At 55.0% G+C, this 14,110-nt stretch carries 13 protein-coding genes; all 13 read right to left on the bottom strand.

Translation table 11 applies throughout. From position 1 onward, the window contains the following. Positions 1-158: 158 nt before the first annotated feature. The 13 genes from M493_RS16280 to M493_RS16340 all read right to left on the bottom strand — a co-directional run bounded on the left by M493_RS16280 (position 159) and on the right by M493_RS16340 (position 14,109). Positions 159-1,052, bottom strand: coding sequence for a M23 family metallopeptidase (locus tag M493_RS16280; protein ID WP_041268041.1), 894 nt, complete (start codon positions 1,050-1,052; stop codon positions 159-161). A gap of 126 nt (positions 1,053-1,178) precedes the next feature. Beyond that, positions 1,179-2,207 carry a stage II sporulation protein D gene (spoIID, locus tag M493_RS16285; RefSeq protein ID WP_023817794.1) on the bottom strand — a complete coding sequence of 343 codons (1,029 nt, stop codon included), beginning with the start codon at positions 2,205-2,207 and terminating at the stop codon, positions 1,179-1,181. Between the two features lie 284 nt (positions 2,208-2,491). Next, on the bottom strand, positions 2,492-3,796 hold the full coding sequence (gene murA, locus M493_RS16290) for a UDP-N-acetylglucosamine 1-carboxyvinyltransferase (RefSeq protein ID WP_020961490.1): 1,305 nt from the start codon (positions 3,794-3,796) through the stop codon (positions 2,492-2,494). Positions 3,797-3,827: 31 nt separating this feature from the next. Continuing rightward, positions 3,828-4,583: a YwmB family TATA-box binding protein gene (locus M493_RS16295; protein ID WP_020961491.1), complete on the bottom strand. Its 756-nt coding sequence runs from the start codon at positions 4,581-4,583 to the stop codon at positions 3,828-3,830. 339 nt (positions 4,584-4,922) lie between these two features. After that, a complete protein-coding gene (locus tag M493_RS16300; protein WP_041267804.1) occupies positions 4,923-5,162 on the bottom strand; it encodes a DUF1146 family protein in 240 nt (79 codons plus the stop codon). Between the two features lie 546 nt (positions 5,163-5,708). Then, positions 5,709-7,202, bottom strand: coding sequence for an NADH-quinone oxidoreductase subunit NuoN (gene nuoN / locus M493_RS16305; RefSeq protein WP_020961493.1), 1,494 nt, complete (start codon positions 7,200-7,202; stop codon positions 5,709-5,711). A gap of 5 nt (positions 7,203-7,207) precedes the next feature. Beyond that, positions 7,208-8,785 (bottom strand): NADH-quinone oxidoreductase subunit M, encoded by a 1,578-nt coding sequence (locus M493_RS16310; protein ID WP_020961494.1) that lies wholly within the window; start codon positions 8,783-8,785, stop codon positions 7,208-7,210. Beyond that, positions 8,782-10,635 (bottom strand): NADH-quinone oxidoreductase subunit L, encoded by a 1,854-nt coding sequence (gene nuoL, locus M493_RS16315; RefSeq protein ID WP_020961495.1) that lies wholly within the window; start codon positions 10,633-10,635, stop codon positions 8,782-8,784. Before nuoL ends, M493_RS16310 begins: the two co-directional genes overlap by 4 nt. A gap of 18 nt (positions 10,636-10,653) precedes the next feature. Further along, entirely contained in the window at positions 10,654-10,959 is a 306-nt protein-coding gene (gene nuoK / locus M493_RS16320) for an NADH-quinone oxidoreductase subunit NuoK (protein ID WP_020961496.1), read from the bottom strand. After that, positions 10,956-11,477 (bottom strand): NADH-quinone oxidoreductase subunit J, encoded by a 522-nt coding sequence (locus tag M493_RS16325; protein WP_020961497.1) that lies wholly within the window; start codon positions 11,475-11,477, stop codon positions 10,956-10,958. Before M493_RS16325 ends, nuoK begins: the two co-directional genes overlap by 4 nt. Next, complete coding sequence (gene nuoI, locus M493_RS16330; RefSeq protein WP_020961498.1) at positions 11,474-11,893, bottom strand: NADH-quinone oxidoreductase subunit NuoI; 420 nt, start codon at positions 11,891-11,893, stop codon at positions 11,474-11,476. The genes M493_RS16325 and nuoI overlap by 4 nt, the downstream gene beginning before the upstream one ends. A gap of 117 nt (positions 11,894-12,010) precedes the next feature. Next, positions 12,011-13,012: an NADH-quinone oxidoreductase subunit NuoH gene (nuoH, locus tag M493_RS16335; protein WP_020961499.1), complete on the bottom strand. Its 1,002-nt coding sequence runs from the start codon at positions 13,010-13,012 to the stop codon at positions 12,011-12,013. Further along, on the bottom strand, positions 13,009-14,109 hold the full coding sequence (locus M493_RS16340) for an NADH-quinone oxidoreductase subunit D (protein WP_020961500.1): 1,101 nt from the start codon (positions 14,107-14,109) through the stop codon (positions 13,009-13,011). Before M493_RS16340 ends, nuoH begins: the two co-directional genes overlap by 4 nt. Position 14,110 lies beyond the last annotated feature (1 nt).

Here is a 14,110-nt window from a genome sequence, read left to right on the forward strand (position 1 = left end):
CGTCACCCGCCTACGCATCCATTTTTCTATCATTATATCGGTTGAAGCGGTGCGTTGGAAACTCTTTCTTTCGGTTGCGCTCCCCCTTGAACGGAAAAAAGGCCCTCTGTTTGTCCTGGCAAACAGAGGGCCTTTTTCTTTGTCAAGCGCTATGTCGGTTAGGCTCTTGCCATGCCGATCGAGGCGTCTGGCGTTTTGTAGGAAGACGCGTCATCATGTTGGTCTTGTTGGTCGTCGTTTGGCGCCGTTGTGTTTTCGTCAGCCGGCGTTTGTTCCGTTTCGTTCGCCGTGTTGTCTTGCGTCGGCGCTGTTTCGTCGCTTGGCGTCGCTTTCTTCTCTTCGCTTGCGTTGGCGTTATCCGTTCCGGCGTTGTCTTCGGCTTTGTCGGTCAAAGCGGTCAACGGTTTATCGACGTAGTCGATCGGGTTGACCGGTTTACCGTCTTTGCGAATTTCAAAGTGGACGTGGATGCCCGCTTGTTTGTTAAATTCGCTTTGCCCTGCCTTGCCAAGCACTTCGCCTTGTTTCACCGTATCGCCTGCTTCCACTTTCACGTCAGCGAGCGATTGATAGACGGTCGTGACCCCTTGTTCATGGTTGATTTCCACCACGTAACCTAAAATCGGGTCTTTTTCCGCTTTCGTGACCGTGCCGCTTAATGCAGCCGTAACGTCAAACGTTTTGCCGTCCTGGCGCACAAGGTCGATCCCTTGGTTTGGATGGTACGTATGATCATAAAAGACGAGGGCTGCTTCCTGTTCTTGTTCCGATGCTTTTTCGTCATAGAACGGTGTTTTCACTTGTACTGCGTTCGGATCGAGCACAGGCATCGCGATGTTTTCGACCGCTTCATTGACCGGAATGGCCGGGTTTTCTTGCTCGGCGGTGCCGTTTTTCGCCACGTCGTTTTCGCCCGCGTTCTCCTGTTTGTCCGCCTGGAACCAGAGCGCGCCGGCGACAATCAACGCCGCGCAAGATAGATAAATAGCCGGAAATACCCAACGTTTGCGAAAGAAACGCTTCAGCGACGGTTGTTTTTGTTCCTCTCTCATGTTCATCACCTCAGCAACCATTTTGAACAGAAAGAGGAAAAGATATACACGCCGCAAACAATTTTTTTGCTTATTTTTTGACATTCGGCCTCGTTTTATGCAAAAAAAATCGGAGCGGACGCTCCGTTATTTTTTCACGGTCAACTTATTCAAAAAAGCAGTCGCTGAGGAGATGCGGACGCCGCGGTAATAATGTTTGACAATGTCGGCGTACGTTTTCCCTTCTTGGGCCATAAAGTTGGCACCATACTGGCTCATGCCGACGCCATGACCGTAGCCTTTTGTCGTGATGATGATGTCATCGCCTTTCCGCACCCACGTAAAATCGGTTGACGGCAAGCCGAGCCGTTCACGCACCTCGCGGCCGGTAAACGTCTTGCCGCCAACTTTCACTTCACCGACGCGGCGGCCGGGCGTGCGTGATAAAATGACGCCGACCGAACCGTCGGCGGACAGCGTTACGCCAAGACGCCGTTCAAATTCCGCAACGGTCATCGTTTTTCGCTGATAAAACTTCGGCGATTGTGTATCCCACGGGCTGGCTACGCTCTTTAAATACGGAAACTCGTTTTGCCAATACGCCTCTGAATTTTCAGTATACCCGTTGCTTGTGGAAAAAAAGAGCGCCTCGATCGGTTCATTGTTGTACGTTAAAATTTGTCCGCGCGTATCCAAAACCGCCTTCGTTATTTTTTTCATTTTCCAGTCATAGTCGCTTCCCCATAGCTTCCGCAGTTCGTCATCACTGTAATACACTTGGTGTGTCACCGTATCTGTCACGTTTGCGCCTTCGGGCAGGCGAAACGGCTGGTTGGCAAGCAGCTGTTTGACAATGTACGTTCGGGCTGTCAGCGCTTGTGCCTTTAACGCCTCGAGTTCAAATTCAGCCGGCATTTCCGCCGCTACAACGCCAATGACATATTGTTCGAGAGGAATTTTTTCTACGCGTTGTTCTTTGCTTCGGTAGACCGCCACGTCAACGGACGGCCCTTCGGCTGCCTGCGAACGTTGGAGTTGTTCTTGCTTGTGCAGTTGTTCGGCCAATTTTGCCACCTTCCCGTCGTAAAATGGTAGAACGAGCGCCGCCGGAATGACGAGGATGGCGACAAATAGGCATAGTGCGAGTACGATTACTGGTTTTAGTCGTTTCACCATAGCCGAGCCCCCAATATGCATTTTTCGAGCGCAAGCGGACATCATGAATCAATGCCTGCATGGCTTCGGTTCGTTACTATAGTTATGGGCTCGGACAAGTATATATGACAGTTTTCTTTCGCGTTCCCTCCCATCCTTGAACGAGCGGATTTTGCGGTCAAAACGCGGAAGGGTGGCATTGGCCGGTCAAGCGGGGGCTAACGTTGGCCAAGGAAGGGGCGGCCAGGAAATGCAAAAAAAACGACCATTCCCTACCAACGGTAGTTCACGGTCGTTTTTCGCCATTATCCGTTCCATTCGATCGCTTGGACTTGGTCAAGTTGTTCCGTTTCTTCGCGGACGCGTTCAATATCGGCGCCAAGCGCCGCCAATTTTTCGTGGAAGCGGACATAGCCGCGGTCAAGATGGCGCAGCTCGGTCACGCGCGTGTAGCCGTCCGCTGCGAGGCCGGCCAAAATCAAAGCAGCCGCAGCGCGCAAATCCGTTGCCGCCACCTCGGCGCCTTGCAGCTGGCACGGGCCGTTAATAATGACGGAGCGTCCTTCAATTTTAATATCGGCGTTCATCCGGCGGAATTCTTCCACATGCATGAAGCGGTTTTCAAAGACGGTCTCCGTGATCATGCTGGTGCCTTCCGCTTTTAACAAGAGAGCCATCATTTGCGACTGCATGTCGGTCGGAAATCCAGGGTATGGCATCGTCTTAATATCGGCCGCTTTCAACGTTTCCGGACCGATGACACGCACGCCGTTTTCCTCTTCGATGACCGTCACGCCCATTTCTTCCAGCTTGGCAATAAGTGAGCTTAAATGTTCGGGAACCGCCCCTTGCACGAGGACGTTGCCGCCCGTGATGGCGGCGGCGACCATAAACGTGCCGGCTTCGATGCGGTCCGGGATGACCGTATGCGCCGTACCGACAAGCTCGTCGACCCCTTCAATACGGATCGTGCCCGTGCCGGCGCCCCGCACCTTGGCACCCATCGCATTCAAAAAGTTCGCCAAATCAACGATTTCCGGCTCTTTGGCACAGTTTTCAATCACGGTCATGCCTTCCGCGAGCACGGCTGCCATCATAATATTTTCTGTCGCTCCGACGCTTGGGAAGTCCAAATATACTTTGGCGCCGCGGAGACGGCCGTTCACTTCTGCATCAATAAAGCCGTTGCCGACTTTCACGGAGGCGCCCATTGCTTCAAAGCCTTTTAAGTGTTGATCAATCGGGCGCGAACCAATGGCACAACCGCCCGGCAGCGCAACACGGGCTCGGCCGTTGCGCGCCAACAGCGGTCCCATCACGAGCACGGAAGCGCGCATTTTCCGCACATATTCAAACGGCGCTTCCACCGTCAACGGACCGGTGGCATCGACCATCACGGCATTGCCGGCGATGCGCACATCGGCGCCTAAATAGCGGAGCACTTCGCTGATTGTATATACATCGGAAAGAGCAGGCACATCATGAATCGTACTTGTTCCTTTAGTCGCTAATAAGGTGGCAGCGATGACGGGCAAAACGGCATTTTTTGCACCTTCCACTTTGACGGTGCCGCTCAACCGGTTTCCGCCACGGACGATGATCTTTTCCAAGGTATTCCCCTCCGCGTCCAATTTCTCTATATTAATATTCAATGGTAATGATTGGGGTTCCAACAACGACGCGCGTCTTGCCGCCCAATCTTTCTCTCAAGGCGAGTTGCATGTTCATCTTCTGGTGATTGGCGGCCGGGAGAACGTTCTTCCACTGCCCAGTATATGCAGACAGGGAGACAAATGACTCTTCCCGCAACCACTCGACAGGCGTCGCTTGAAAGTCTCGCAGCAATTGAGAGGCCTGGTTGAACAAACCACCTTTCATATTACCATTGAACTCGCCTTCAATACAAGCATAAAATGTAGGATCGTTCACAAATAGTCCGTTCGTCTTTTCTCGAATGTGTTGTGCTGCTTCTTTCCACCTAGTTTGGCTCCATGTAGGGCCAGTTGCTTCATAGAGGATATACGTTTGCGGCGTCCCATTTGTGACGGTCATCACGAGCTGAATTTGTTCTTGAAAGAAGGGGTGTTCGCGTTTGCCGATCGCTTTTTGCCAATGACTTGTGCGGCTGAACGACCAGCGAAACGAACGATACGTTTGTTTCAGTTCGGCCATTTTTTTGAAAAAGTCCGCATCATTTTGAATATCGTGGGCATACTCTCTTGTGTAAATGACCCAGCGGCCAAGTGAGGCACCGTGTTGCGTTAATGTATGTGCCATTGTTTCCATCGGTACCGACCATTCGTCTCCCCGCGCACCTTCCGTCCGGTACTGCCATGCGGCCAAAAACAGACTTGTGAGCATGAGCGCCATCAGCCATTTGATCTGTTTTTTTCTCATCTTCGTTCCCTTCCTCTCCTTACTTGTTATTGTTGCCACCAGGCAAGGGAACATACGTCAAAAAAATCGACAACAGATGATTTTTGAAATCGTTTTCATGCATAAAAAAAGAGCGAGCGGGCAACGCCGCTCACAAAGGGGGAAGGAGCCCGCGGCCGGGCGTGCGGCGGGCACTAGAAGGCGGTAAGGCGCACCGCTTGTGGAAGTGTGGCGATCGAGCAGATGCAGGGGAGCGGCGAACGGAACAAAAACAGGGCTTGGGCGGAAGATAAGCCGACACGATGCGACAAAAGCGGCTTTGGCGGCTTTGCTTGAGCGGATTCCAACCACCCGCTCCCCTCAATCGCGGAACAAATACGGCAAATCAGTTGACCATGCCCAATAGTCAAGGAAAAAGTTCGCGACCGTTGAGCCGATGGCAATCGTGAGCAAAATGTACAACAGCCGCCCTTGGACGACGCGGTTTGGCTTCAGCAACAGATCAATCCGCACCGCTTGGAGCGTCCACCACGTCACGGCCATAAACGCCAAATGAACGATAATCGCAACCAATGCCTGTTGGCCAATGATTGACATCACCGCTTTCCACCGTTACGCAAAACTTACAAAACTCTACAAGGTTTTCGTAGTCCACGCGTTTATGTTCCAATCGAATCCGTATCTTCTGCATCTGTCTTTCGAGTTTTGCCGTGTTGCGTGTTTTGACGTAACGGATTGCACCACCTTTCTCTTGAATTTTATTCATTTCATACTTTCTTGAGCATTGGCGCTGCAATCGGTGCAAACGCTTCTCCAGCTTTTAACTCCCTTATCCTCTTCTTGGCTTGGTTGGCTCTGTTTGGTCGATCATTTCCATGTCTACGTTGCAGCGTTGACAGATTTGCTCCATTTGCCAATACTGTCATCCTCCATCGCAATCACCCTATACATAAATAATGCCATAAAATTTTATTATTTACGCATAGAGTTGTATAAATCGTTATAAAAATGGTTTAACTGCTAACACCCTCTCTCGAAAAAAGGTCCACCGCCTCATTTTCTCTCATTGTTGCCCTCGATAAAGGAATTCCGTACCCCCTGTTTAACAAAAAAGAGGAGAGGCGTTCCTCTCCCCTTATTGTACCGTTACGGCAAAAAATCACCAAAATGCCCGAATTGGGCGAGCACATCGTACGCAAGCCCCGGCGCCCAACCGACCGCCAGCGTTCCGAGCGCGCAAAGGACCACAGCGGTCGACAATCCCGCCGGCAAGCGGCGCAATGGCGCGAGAGAAGCCGGGCGGAAAAAGAGCTGAACGAGCAAGTTGAAATAGTACACGTACGAGATGACGGTCGTGATCGCCATCACCGCAGCCAGCACGTAATGGCCCGGTTCGGTCACGACAAGGCCGATGAACAAATAGAGCTTGGCGATGAATCCGGCCGTCCCCGGAATGCCGGCGAGCGAGAGCAAAAACAAGCCGAGTGCCGCTGCCAAGAGCGGACGGTGCCGGTATAAACCGGCGAGCCCGGCCAAATCATCAGAGCCGGTTTCGTTGACGATATGCGCCACGATGGCAAACGCTCCAATGTTCATAAACACATAGGCGAGCAAGTAAATCCAAAGCGAATCGATCATCGTCCATGACATCGCGGCAAACCCGGCGAGCAAGTAGCCGGCATGGGCGATGCTCGAGTAGGCGAGGAGCCGCTTTAAGCTCCGCTGCCGAAGCGCCACGACGTTGCCGATGATCATCGTCAGTCCGGCCAGCACGGCGATGACGGGCTGCATCGACAGCAAGAGTGATGACGGGTCCCGTCCTTCTGCCGGCGCGGCGGCAAACATCGTCACAAACAGGCGGAGAAGGAGAACGAAGCCGGCTGTTTTCGATACGACGCTGAAAAACGCCGTCGCCGGAACGGGCGCCCCTTCGTACACGTCCGGCGCCCACATATGGAACGGGACGGTCGCCAGCTTAAACGAAACGCCAATCAACAACAGAAGGAAGGCCAAAGCGAGCATGTACGTCTCGTTCGTCTCCTGCAGCCGGCGCGCCATATCGCCGAGATTCGTCGTTCCGGTCAAACCGAATACATAGCTCATGCCAAACAGCATGATGGCGGTGGCGATGCCGCCGTTAATCACATATTTGAGCGCCGCCTCGTTCGACGCCGTTGCCGTTTTGCGCAAGCCGGCCAAAATGTAGGACGAGACCGTAAGCAGCTCGATGCTGACAAACAGCGTCAACAAATCGCCGCTTGAAGCCACCATCATCGCCCCAAGCAAAGCAAACAGCATCATGTAGACAAATTCACCACGATAGCGGCCGCCCTCTTTCGGCTCCCACTCGGCGACAAGGAGAAGAGCGAGCGCCCCGCCGGCTAGCAAGATGAGCTTGAACGCTTTCGCAAAGCCATCAAGCCGGAACGTATCGTGCAAAATTGAAACCGGCTCGGCCGGAATCATTGCCGCCGTCACCGCCAATGCGACCACAGCTGCCGCCGCTGCGCCCCAGGCGAGCGGGCGGCGGCTTCGCTCCTTCGGCATGGCCAAGTCAATCAATAACAGCACGACCGCCGCCGCGAGAACGATCCATTCGGGTGTCATCATGCTCCAATTTGCTTGCCACACATCGTTCATGTCGATCAACCCCCTAACCCGTTCATCATCGTCTCCAGCACGGCGGCAAGCGGCCCGGCCAATAACTGCGGATACACGCCGACCGCCACGATCAAGACGACGAGGACGAACGCCGGCACGGCTTCTTTCGCTTGTAAATCGATTGCATCCCCTCGCGGCTCACCCAAACCCGCCGCAGACTCTTGCGACCCGTGCAGGCCCAACGCCGATTCATATCGTTCGCGGGCGCGGCCAAACGTGATGTCAAGAATGGCCCGCAGCGAATAAACGGCGGCGAAAATCAACCCGAGTGCCCCGGCCGCCGCCAGCGCCGGCTTCGTTGCAAACAGTCCGAGAAAAGCAGTGAATTCGCCGACAAATCCGGCAAGCCCCGGCAGTCCAAGCAGGGCGAGCGCCGCGGTTAGCAAATACCCGGAAAAAAGCGGCATCGCTTTCGCCAGCCCGCCAAGCCGGTTGATGTCGGTCGTTCCGATCCGGTTGGCGAGAACGCCGACGAGCAAAAACGACAAGGCGGCAATCAGCCCGTGGGCGACCGACTGAAACACTGCTCCTTGAATGCCGGCCTCATTGAGCGCGCCAAGACCGACGAGCACGACCCCCATATGCGATACGCTCGAATAGGCGAGCACATGTTTCAGCTCGCGCTGCCGGAGCGCCAACAGCGCTCCGTATAGCACATTGACGACCCCCAACACCGCAATGGCGCCGGCAAACGTGCGAAACTCATCCGGAAACAGGCCGATCCCGAAGCGGATCATCCCGTATGCCGCAATTTTCAGCAACACTCCGGCGTGGAGCATAACGACCGGCGGCGGCGCTTCGACGTGAACGCGGATGAGCCAGCGATGAAGCGGAACAGCCGGCAGCTTGACGGCAAACGCCAACAGCAACCCGCCAAGCAGCCAATGACGCGCTTCTGCCGTCAACGGGGCGATCAGCTGCCCTTGGGCGACCGGATTATGTAACATTTCATGAAGGAGCGCGAAATTTGCTGTTCCGGTGCGGGCGACAAGCACGGCAATGACAATCAGCAACAGCGCCGAGCCGAGCCCATTGTACAGCAAGTAGCCGTATGCCGCCCGTTCGCGCTCAAACCCGCCCCATTTGCCGACGAGCAAAAACATGGCAACCAGCGTCACTTCGAGGAAGAGGAAAAACCAGATGAAGTTGGCGGCGGCAAACACGCCAAGCATGCCAATTTCAAGCGCGAGCAGCCACATAAAATATCCTTTTTTCTCCGTTTTGATCAGCACGGACGCGACAGCGGCCAATGTCCCCAACACAGCAGTCAGGACGATAAACACAAGCGACAGCCCGTCAATGCCAAGCTCATAACGGATCACATACGCCGCGTCTGTTAAAAACGGAAGGTTGGCGAGCCGCACCCAATCGCGCGCCTCATCGAGCTGCTCAAGAGGAAAGCCGCGCCATGACTGGATGAACGCAAACAGTGCCAACAATAACGGCGGTACGGTGGCGGCGGTGCCAAGCCATTGAATCGTTTTCGTATCCGTCCGGCGGACAAACGCCAGCAAAAGGATGCCTAACAGCGGTGAAAAAACGAGCAGCGACAAAAAGATCATAGCCAGTTCCCCCCTGTCAACGCGAAGATGACGACCAAAATGGCCAGTCCGGCCACCGTCACCGCCCCATATGTCTGCGCTTGCCCGTTTTGTCCACGCGAGCCGGCGGACGCAGCCGTGCCGACGATGCCGGCAGCCAGCCGGGCGAGCCCTTCGACAAGGAAGCGGTCGACATACGCCAACAGGCGGCTAAGGAATGACACAAACGCTACAACCGTCCACCGGTAGAGGTCGTCAATGTAATAGTGGTGGCGCAGCAATTCGTACACGTGCGGCGTGCGCGCGGACAACCAGTCGCGCGGCACGGTCCGCTTTCCGTACATGAGCCAGGCAAGGAGAATCCCGGCAAGCGACACAGTTGTCGCCACAACGGCGAGCCACCCCGGCGCCGCTTCATGATGGTAAGTCCCATCGGTCAGCCACTCACCGAGGAACGAGCCAAACCACGGCGTTTGAATGTACCCGGAAGCGATCGACAACACGCCGAGCACCACCATCGGCCCGACCATGGACGCCGGCGCTTCATGCGCCTCGCCTTGGTGACGCGCCGGTCCCGCAAAGACGAGGAAAAAGAGCCGGAACATATAAAACGACGTCAGCAGCGCCGCGGCAACCGCGAGCCAAAAGAGCTCGACCGGCCCGTTCGCCCAAGCCGCCGCTAAAATTTCGTCCTTGCTGAAAAAGCCGGCAAACAGCGGAACGCCGCTGATCGATAGCGCCCCGACCAAAAAGAGCGGCGCGGTCCACGGCAGCCGCCGCCAAAGCCCGCCCATCTCTTCAATGTTTTGCGTATGAACGGCGTGAATGACGCTGCCGGCGGCCAAAAAGAGCAACGCTTTGAAAAAGGCGTGCGTCGTTAAATGGAAGATGGCGGCGACATAACTGCCGGATCCGAGCGCAAGCATCATATAGCCGAGCTGGCTGACCGTCGAATAGGCAAGAACCCGTTTAATGTCCGTCTGCACCAAGCCGATCGTCGCGGCGAAAATCGCCGTCACCCCGCCGATCACAGCCACGGTCATCATGGCCGCTTCGCTTGCCTCAAAGAGCGGGAACAACGCAGCAACGAGGTACACCCCAGCCGCCACCATTGTCGCGGCATGGATGAGCGCCGACACCGGCGTCGGTCCTTCCATCGCATCCGGGAGCCACGTATGGAGCGGAAACTGCCCGGACTTGCCGATGGCGCCAATAAAAATGAGAATAGCCGTCAGGGTCGTCATGTCCGGCGACAGTGTGCCGTCGCCGACGGCGCGGAAAATGTCGTCGTAATCAAAGCTTTTCGTCTGCCAAAACAAGAGCATTATGCCGATGAAAAAGCCGACATCGCCGATACGCGTCATAATGAACGCCTTTTTCGCTGCTGCTTTTGCTTCTTCTTTATAGAAGTAAAAACCGATCAGCAAAAACGAACCGAGCCCGACGAGCTCCCAGAAGATGTACGCCTGCAGCAAGTTCGGCGACAGCACAAGCCCGAGCATCGCAAACGTAAACAGCCCTAAGTACGCATAAAAAGTCGAAAACCGTTCGTCCCCCGCCATATACCCTTGCGAGTAAATATGGACGAGCCAGCTGACAAACGCGACGACCGCGAGCATCCATGCGTTTAACGCTGTAACAGAAACCCCGGCTGTGAGCGTCACGTCGCCGATGGTCATCCATGTCCAGTTCACTTCATGCGTTGCCCCGCCAAGGCGGCCAACGAGCACAGCGATGGCCGCCAGCAGCGACAGAAACGTGGCAGCGATGCCGACATAGGCGCTCGCTTTCTTCCATTTCCGCCCGAACAACAGCAGCAAAACAAACGAACAAAGCGGGAACAGCGGCACAACCCAAGCCAGGTTCATCATCTTTCCCCATCCCCTTTTCTAATGTTTCAATGAATTGGCTTCATCGACTTGAACCGTTTTGCGGTTGCGGTAAAAGGCGATGAGTGCGGCCAAGCCGACAGCCGCCTCCGCTGCCGCTACGGCGATCGCAAACAACGCGAACACGTGGCCGTGAACGCCGGGATGGGCGCCGTATTTGGCAAAAGCGACGAAGTTGATGTTGACCGCATTTAACATAAGCTCGATGCAAATGAGGACGATGACCGTATTTCGTTTCGTCAGCGCTCCGTACAGCCCAATGCAAAATAAGATAAGCGCCAACGCCAAATAAGCCGATAATGTCATTCGTCTTCCGCCTCCTTGCCGTCTTTTCTCGCCAGCACGATCGCCCCGATCAAGGCGACAAGCAAAATGACGGACACGATTTCAAACGGAATCGTATAATACGAATACAGCCATTTGCCGATCTCCCTCGCGTTATCAGCCGCGAGCGCGCTGCCGTCAGCCCCAAAATCAAGACGGCGGATGCCAAAGTAAACAGCGAGGCCAAAGGCGAGGACAGAGACGGCAACGACCGCTTTATGCCAGATGCCAACCGCCGTTTGGCGCTCCGCGTCATCGCCATGATGACGGGTCAACATGATGGCAAACAGCATAATGATGGTGATAGCCCCGGAATAAATGAGCACTTGCACGACGGCGACGAACTCGGCGGAGAGCAAGACATACAGCCCGGCGATGCCCAAAAACGTCATGACGAGGGCGATGACCATATGGACGACGTTCGTCAATTGGAGCATCGTCACCCCGCCGGCAATGGCTGCAAGGGCGAGCAGGAAAAAAGCAATGTCGGTTCCGCTCACGGCTTATTCTCCCTTCTGACGTTCGTGTCGTTTTCATCAAGCCAGGTCAAATCTTTATACAGGGCGTCGCGGCTATATTCAGCGAGTTCGAAGTTGTTCGTCATGACGATCGCTTCCGTCGGGCATACTTCCGTGCACAAATCGCATAAAATGCAAATTTCAAAGTTAATGTTGTACGTGTCAATCACTTTCCCTTTTTTCGTCGGATCGGGATGTTTTTTCCCCGTCAGCTGAATGCATTCGGTCGGACAAATGTTCATGCACTGGTTGCAGACGATGCACTTTTCCGGATAAAACTTTTGGATGCCGCGAAACCGATCCGGGAGCGGGAGCGGCTCGTGCGGGTAATCGTATGTCACCTTTTCGCGCGTCAACTCTTTTAACGTATACGCTAATCCTTTCACTAACCCGATCATCCGTCTACCCCTCTCGTGGGAAAAATAACGTTCCGGTACGGCCACGGGCTCCGAACACCACGGAGCCGTGCCTATGGGCGGCGGGTCGCCTCCCCAGCAAGGCGGGACCCCGTTCGTTTAGAAGAACAACGATTTTATAACGGCCGTCAACACGATATTGACGAGCGAAAGCGGGAGCAACACTTTCCAGGCAAACTCCATCAGCTGGTCGGCGCGCACGCGCGGGAACGTCGCGCGGAACCAAATCAAGACAAAGATGACCGCACAAAACTTCAGCGCAAACCAAACCGCTCCAGGAATCCAGCCGAGAAATGCGACCGGATGCCAGCCGCCAAGAAACAAAATCGTGATCAGCGCCGCCATGGCAAACATGTACACATACTCAGCAAGCATGAAAAACGCCCAGCGGAATCCGGAATATTCGACGTGAAAGCCGGCGACGAGCTCAGATTCTGCCTCCGGCAAGTCAAACGGCACCCGGTTCAATTCGGCTACCGCTGCAATAAAGAAAATCAAAAAGGCGAGCGGTTGGGCGAAAATGAACCATACGTCGTCCTGCGCTTCGACGATGTCCACTAAGTTCATGCTTCCGGCCAACAGCACGACACCAAGCGCCGACATGACGAGCGGAATCTCATACGAAATCATTTGCGCCGCCGCGCGCATGCCGCCAAGCAGGGCGTATTTGTTGTTTGACGCCCAGCCGCCGGCGACAACCCCGACTGTGGTCAAACCGGAAACGGCAATATAATACAAAAGGCCGACGCCGATATCGGCAAACCGGAACGACTCGGTAAACGGCAGCACCGCCAACACCATAAACGACGGCGTAAAGGCGATGATCGGCGCCAACATGTACAGCGGACGATCAGCCGCTTTCGGAATCGTATCTTCCTTTAGCAGCAGCTTTAATACGTCAGCGACGGTTTGCAAAAGCCCCAGGCGGCCGCCGACTTGGTTCGGGCCGATGCGCCCTTGCATAAATCCCATCACTTTCCGTTCGGCCAAAATGCCGTACGTAACGAACCCGAGCACTGTCGCCAACAAAAGCGCTCCAAGTCCGAAAAAGACGGCGGCGTTCGTCCAGCTTGGCGCCGATTCGAGCCATTGCTCCATCATCCATCGACCTCCCCGAGCACAATGTCAATCGATCCGAGAATGGCGATGACATTGGCCAAGTTTTCCCCTTTGAGCAGCTTCGGGAGTATTTGCAAATTGTAAAACGACGGGCGCCGGAACTTGAGGCGGTACGGCTCTTTTTTTCCGTCGCTCGCAATATAGCAGCCGATCTCGCCGCGCGGCGCCTCGATGCGGACAAACGTCTCACCCGGCGGCGCCTTAATAATGCGCGGCACTTTCCCGATGATCGGCCCGTCAGCCGGAAACTGCTCGCACGCTTGCTCGATGATGCGGAGCGACTGTTCCATTTCCGCCATCCGGCATTCATAGCGGGCGAGGCAATCGCCGCCTTCTCGCACCGGCACGTCGAACTCGAAGCGGTCATAGATCGAGTACGGCTCATCTTTGCGCAAATCCCATTTGACGCCGGTCGACCGCAAGTTGACGCCGCTCAGCGAATAGCTGATCGCTTCTTCTTTCGTATACCGCCCGACGCCTGTCACGCGTTCGCGGAAAATTTCGTTGCCGGTGACAAGGTCGTGGTAGCCGGCCAATTTTTCGCGCATGTACGGGACGAACTGCTTCACTTTGTCGATCCAGCCGTCCGGCGCGTCCCATTTGACGCCGCCGATGCGCATATAGTTGAACGTCAGCCGCGCCCCGGACAGCTCATTTAATAGATTAATAATCATTTCGCGCTCGCGGAACGCGTACAAAAACGGGCTCGTCGCGCCAAGGTCAAGCAAATACGTCCCCCACCAGACGAGGTGGCTGGCGACCCGCCCGAGCTCCATGGCAAGAACGCGCAAATACTCGGCCCGCTCCGGCACTTCAATGCCCATCATCGTTTCGACCGCATGGCAAAGCACATAGTTGTTCGTCATCGCCGACAAATAGTCCATCCGGTCGGTGTACGGGATGATTTGCGTATATTGGAGCCCTTCGGCGATTTTTTCCGTCCCCCGGTGCAAGTAACCGATGACCGGCGTCGCTTCTTGGATGATTTCACCATCAATTTTTAAAATGAGGCGGAACACCCCGTGCGTGCTCGGGTGTTGGGGGCCGACGTTTAAAATCATTTCTTCTGTGCGCAGCATC

Source organism: Geobacillus genomosp. 3 (genome assembly GCF_000445995.2).
GTDB lineage: Bacteria > Bacillota > Bacilli > Bacillales > Anoxybacillaceae > Geobacillus.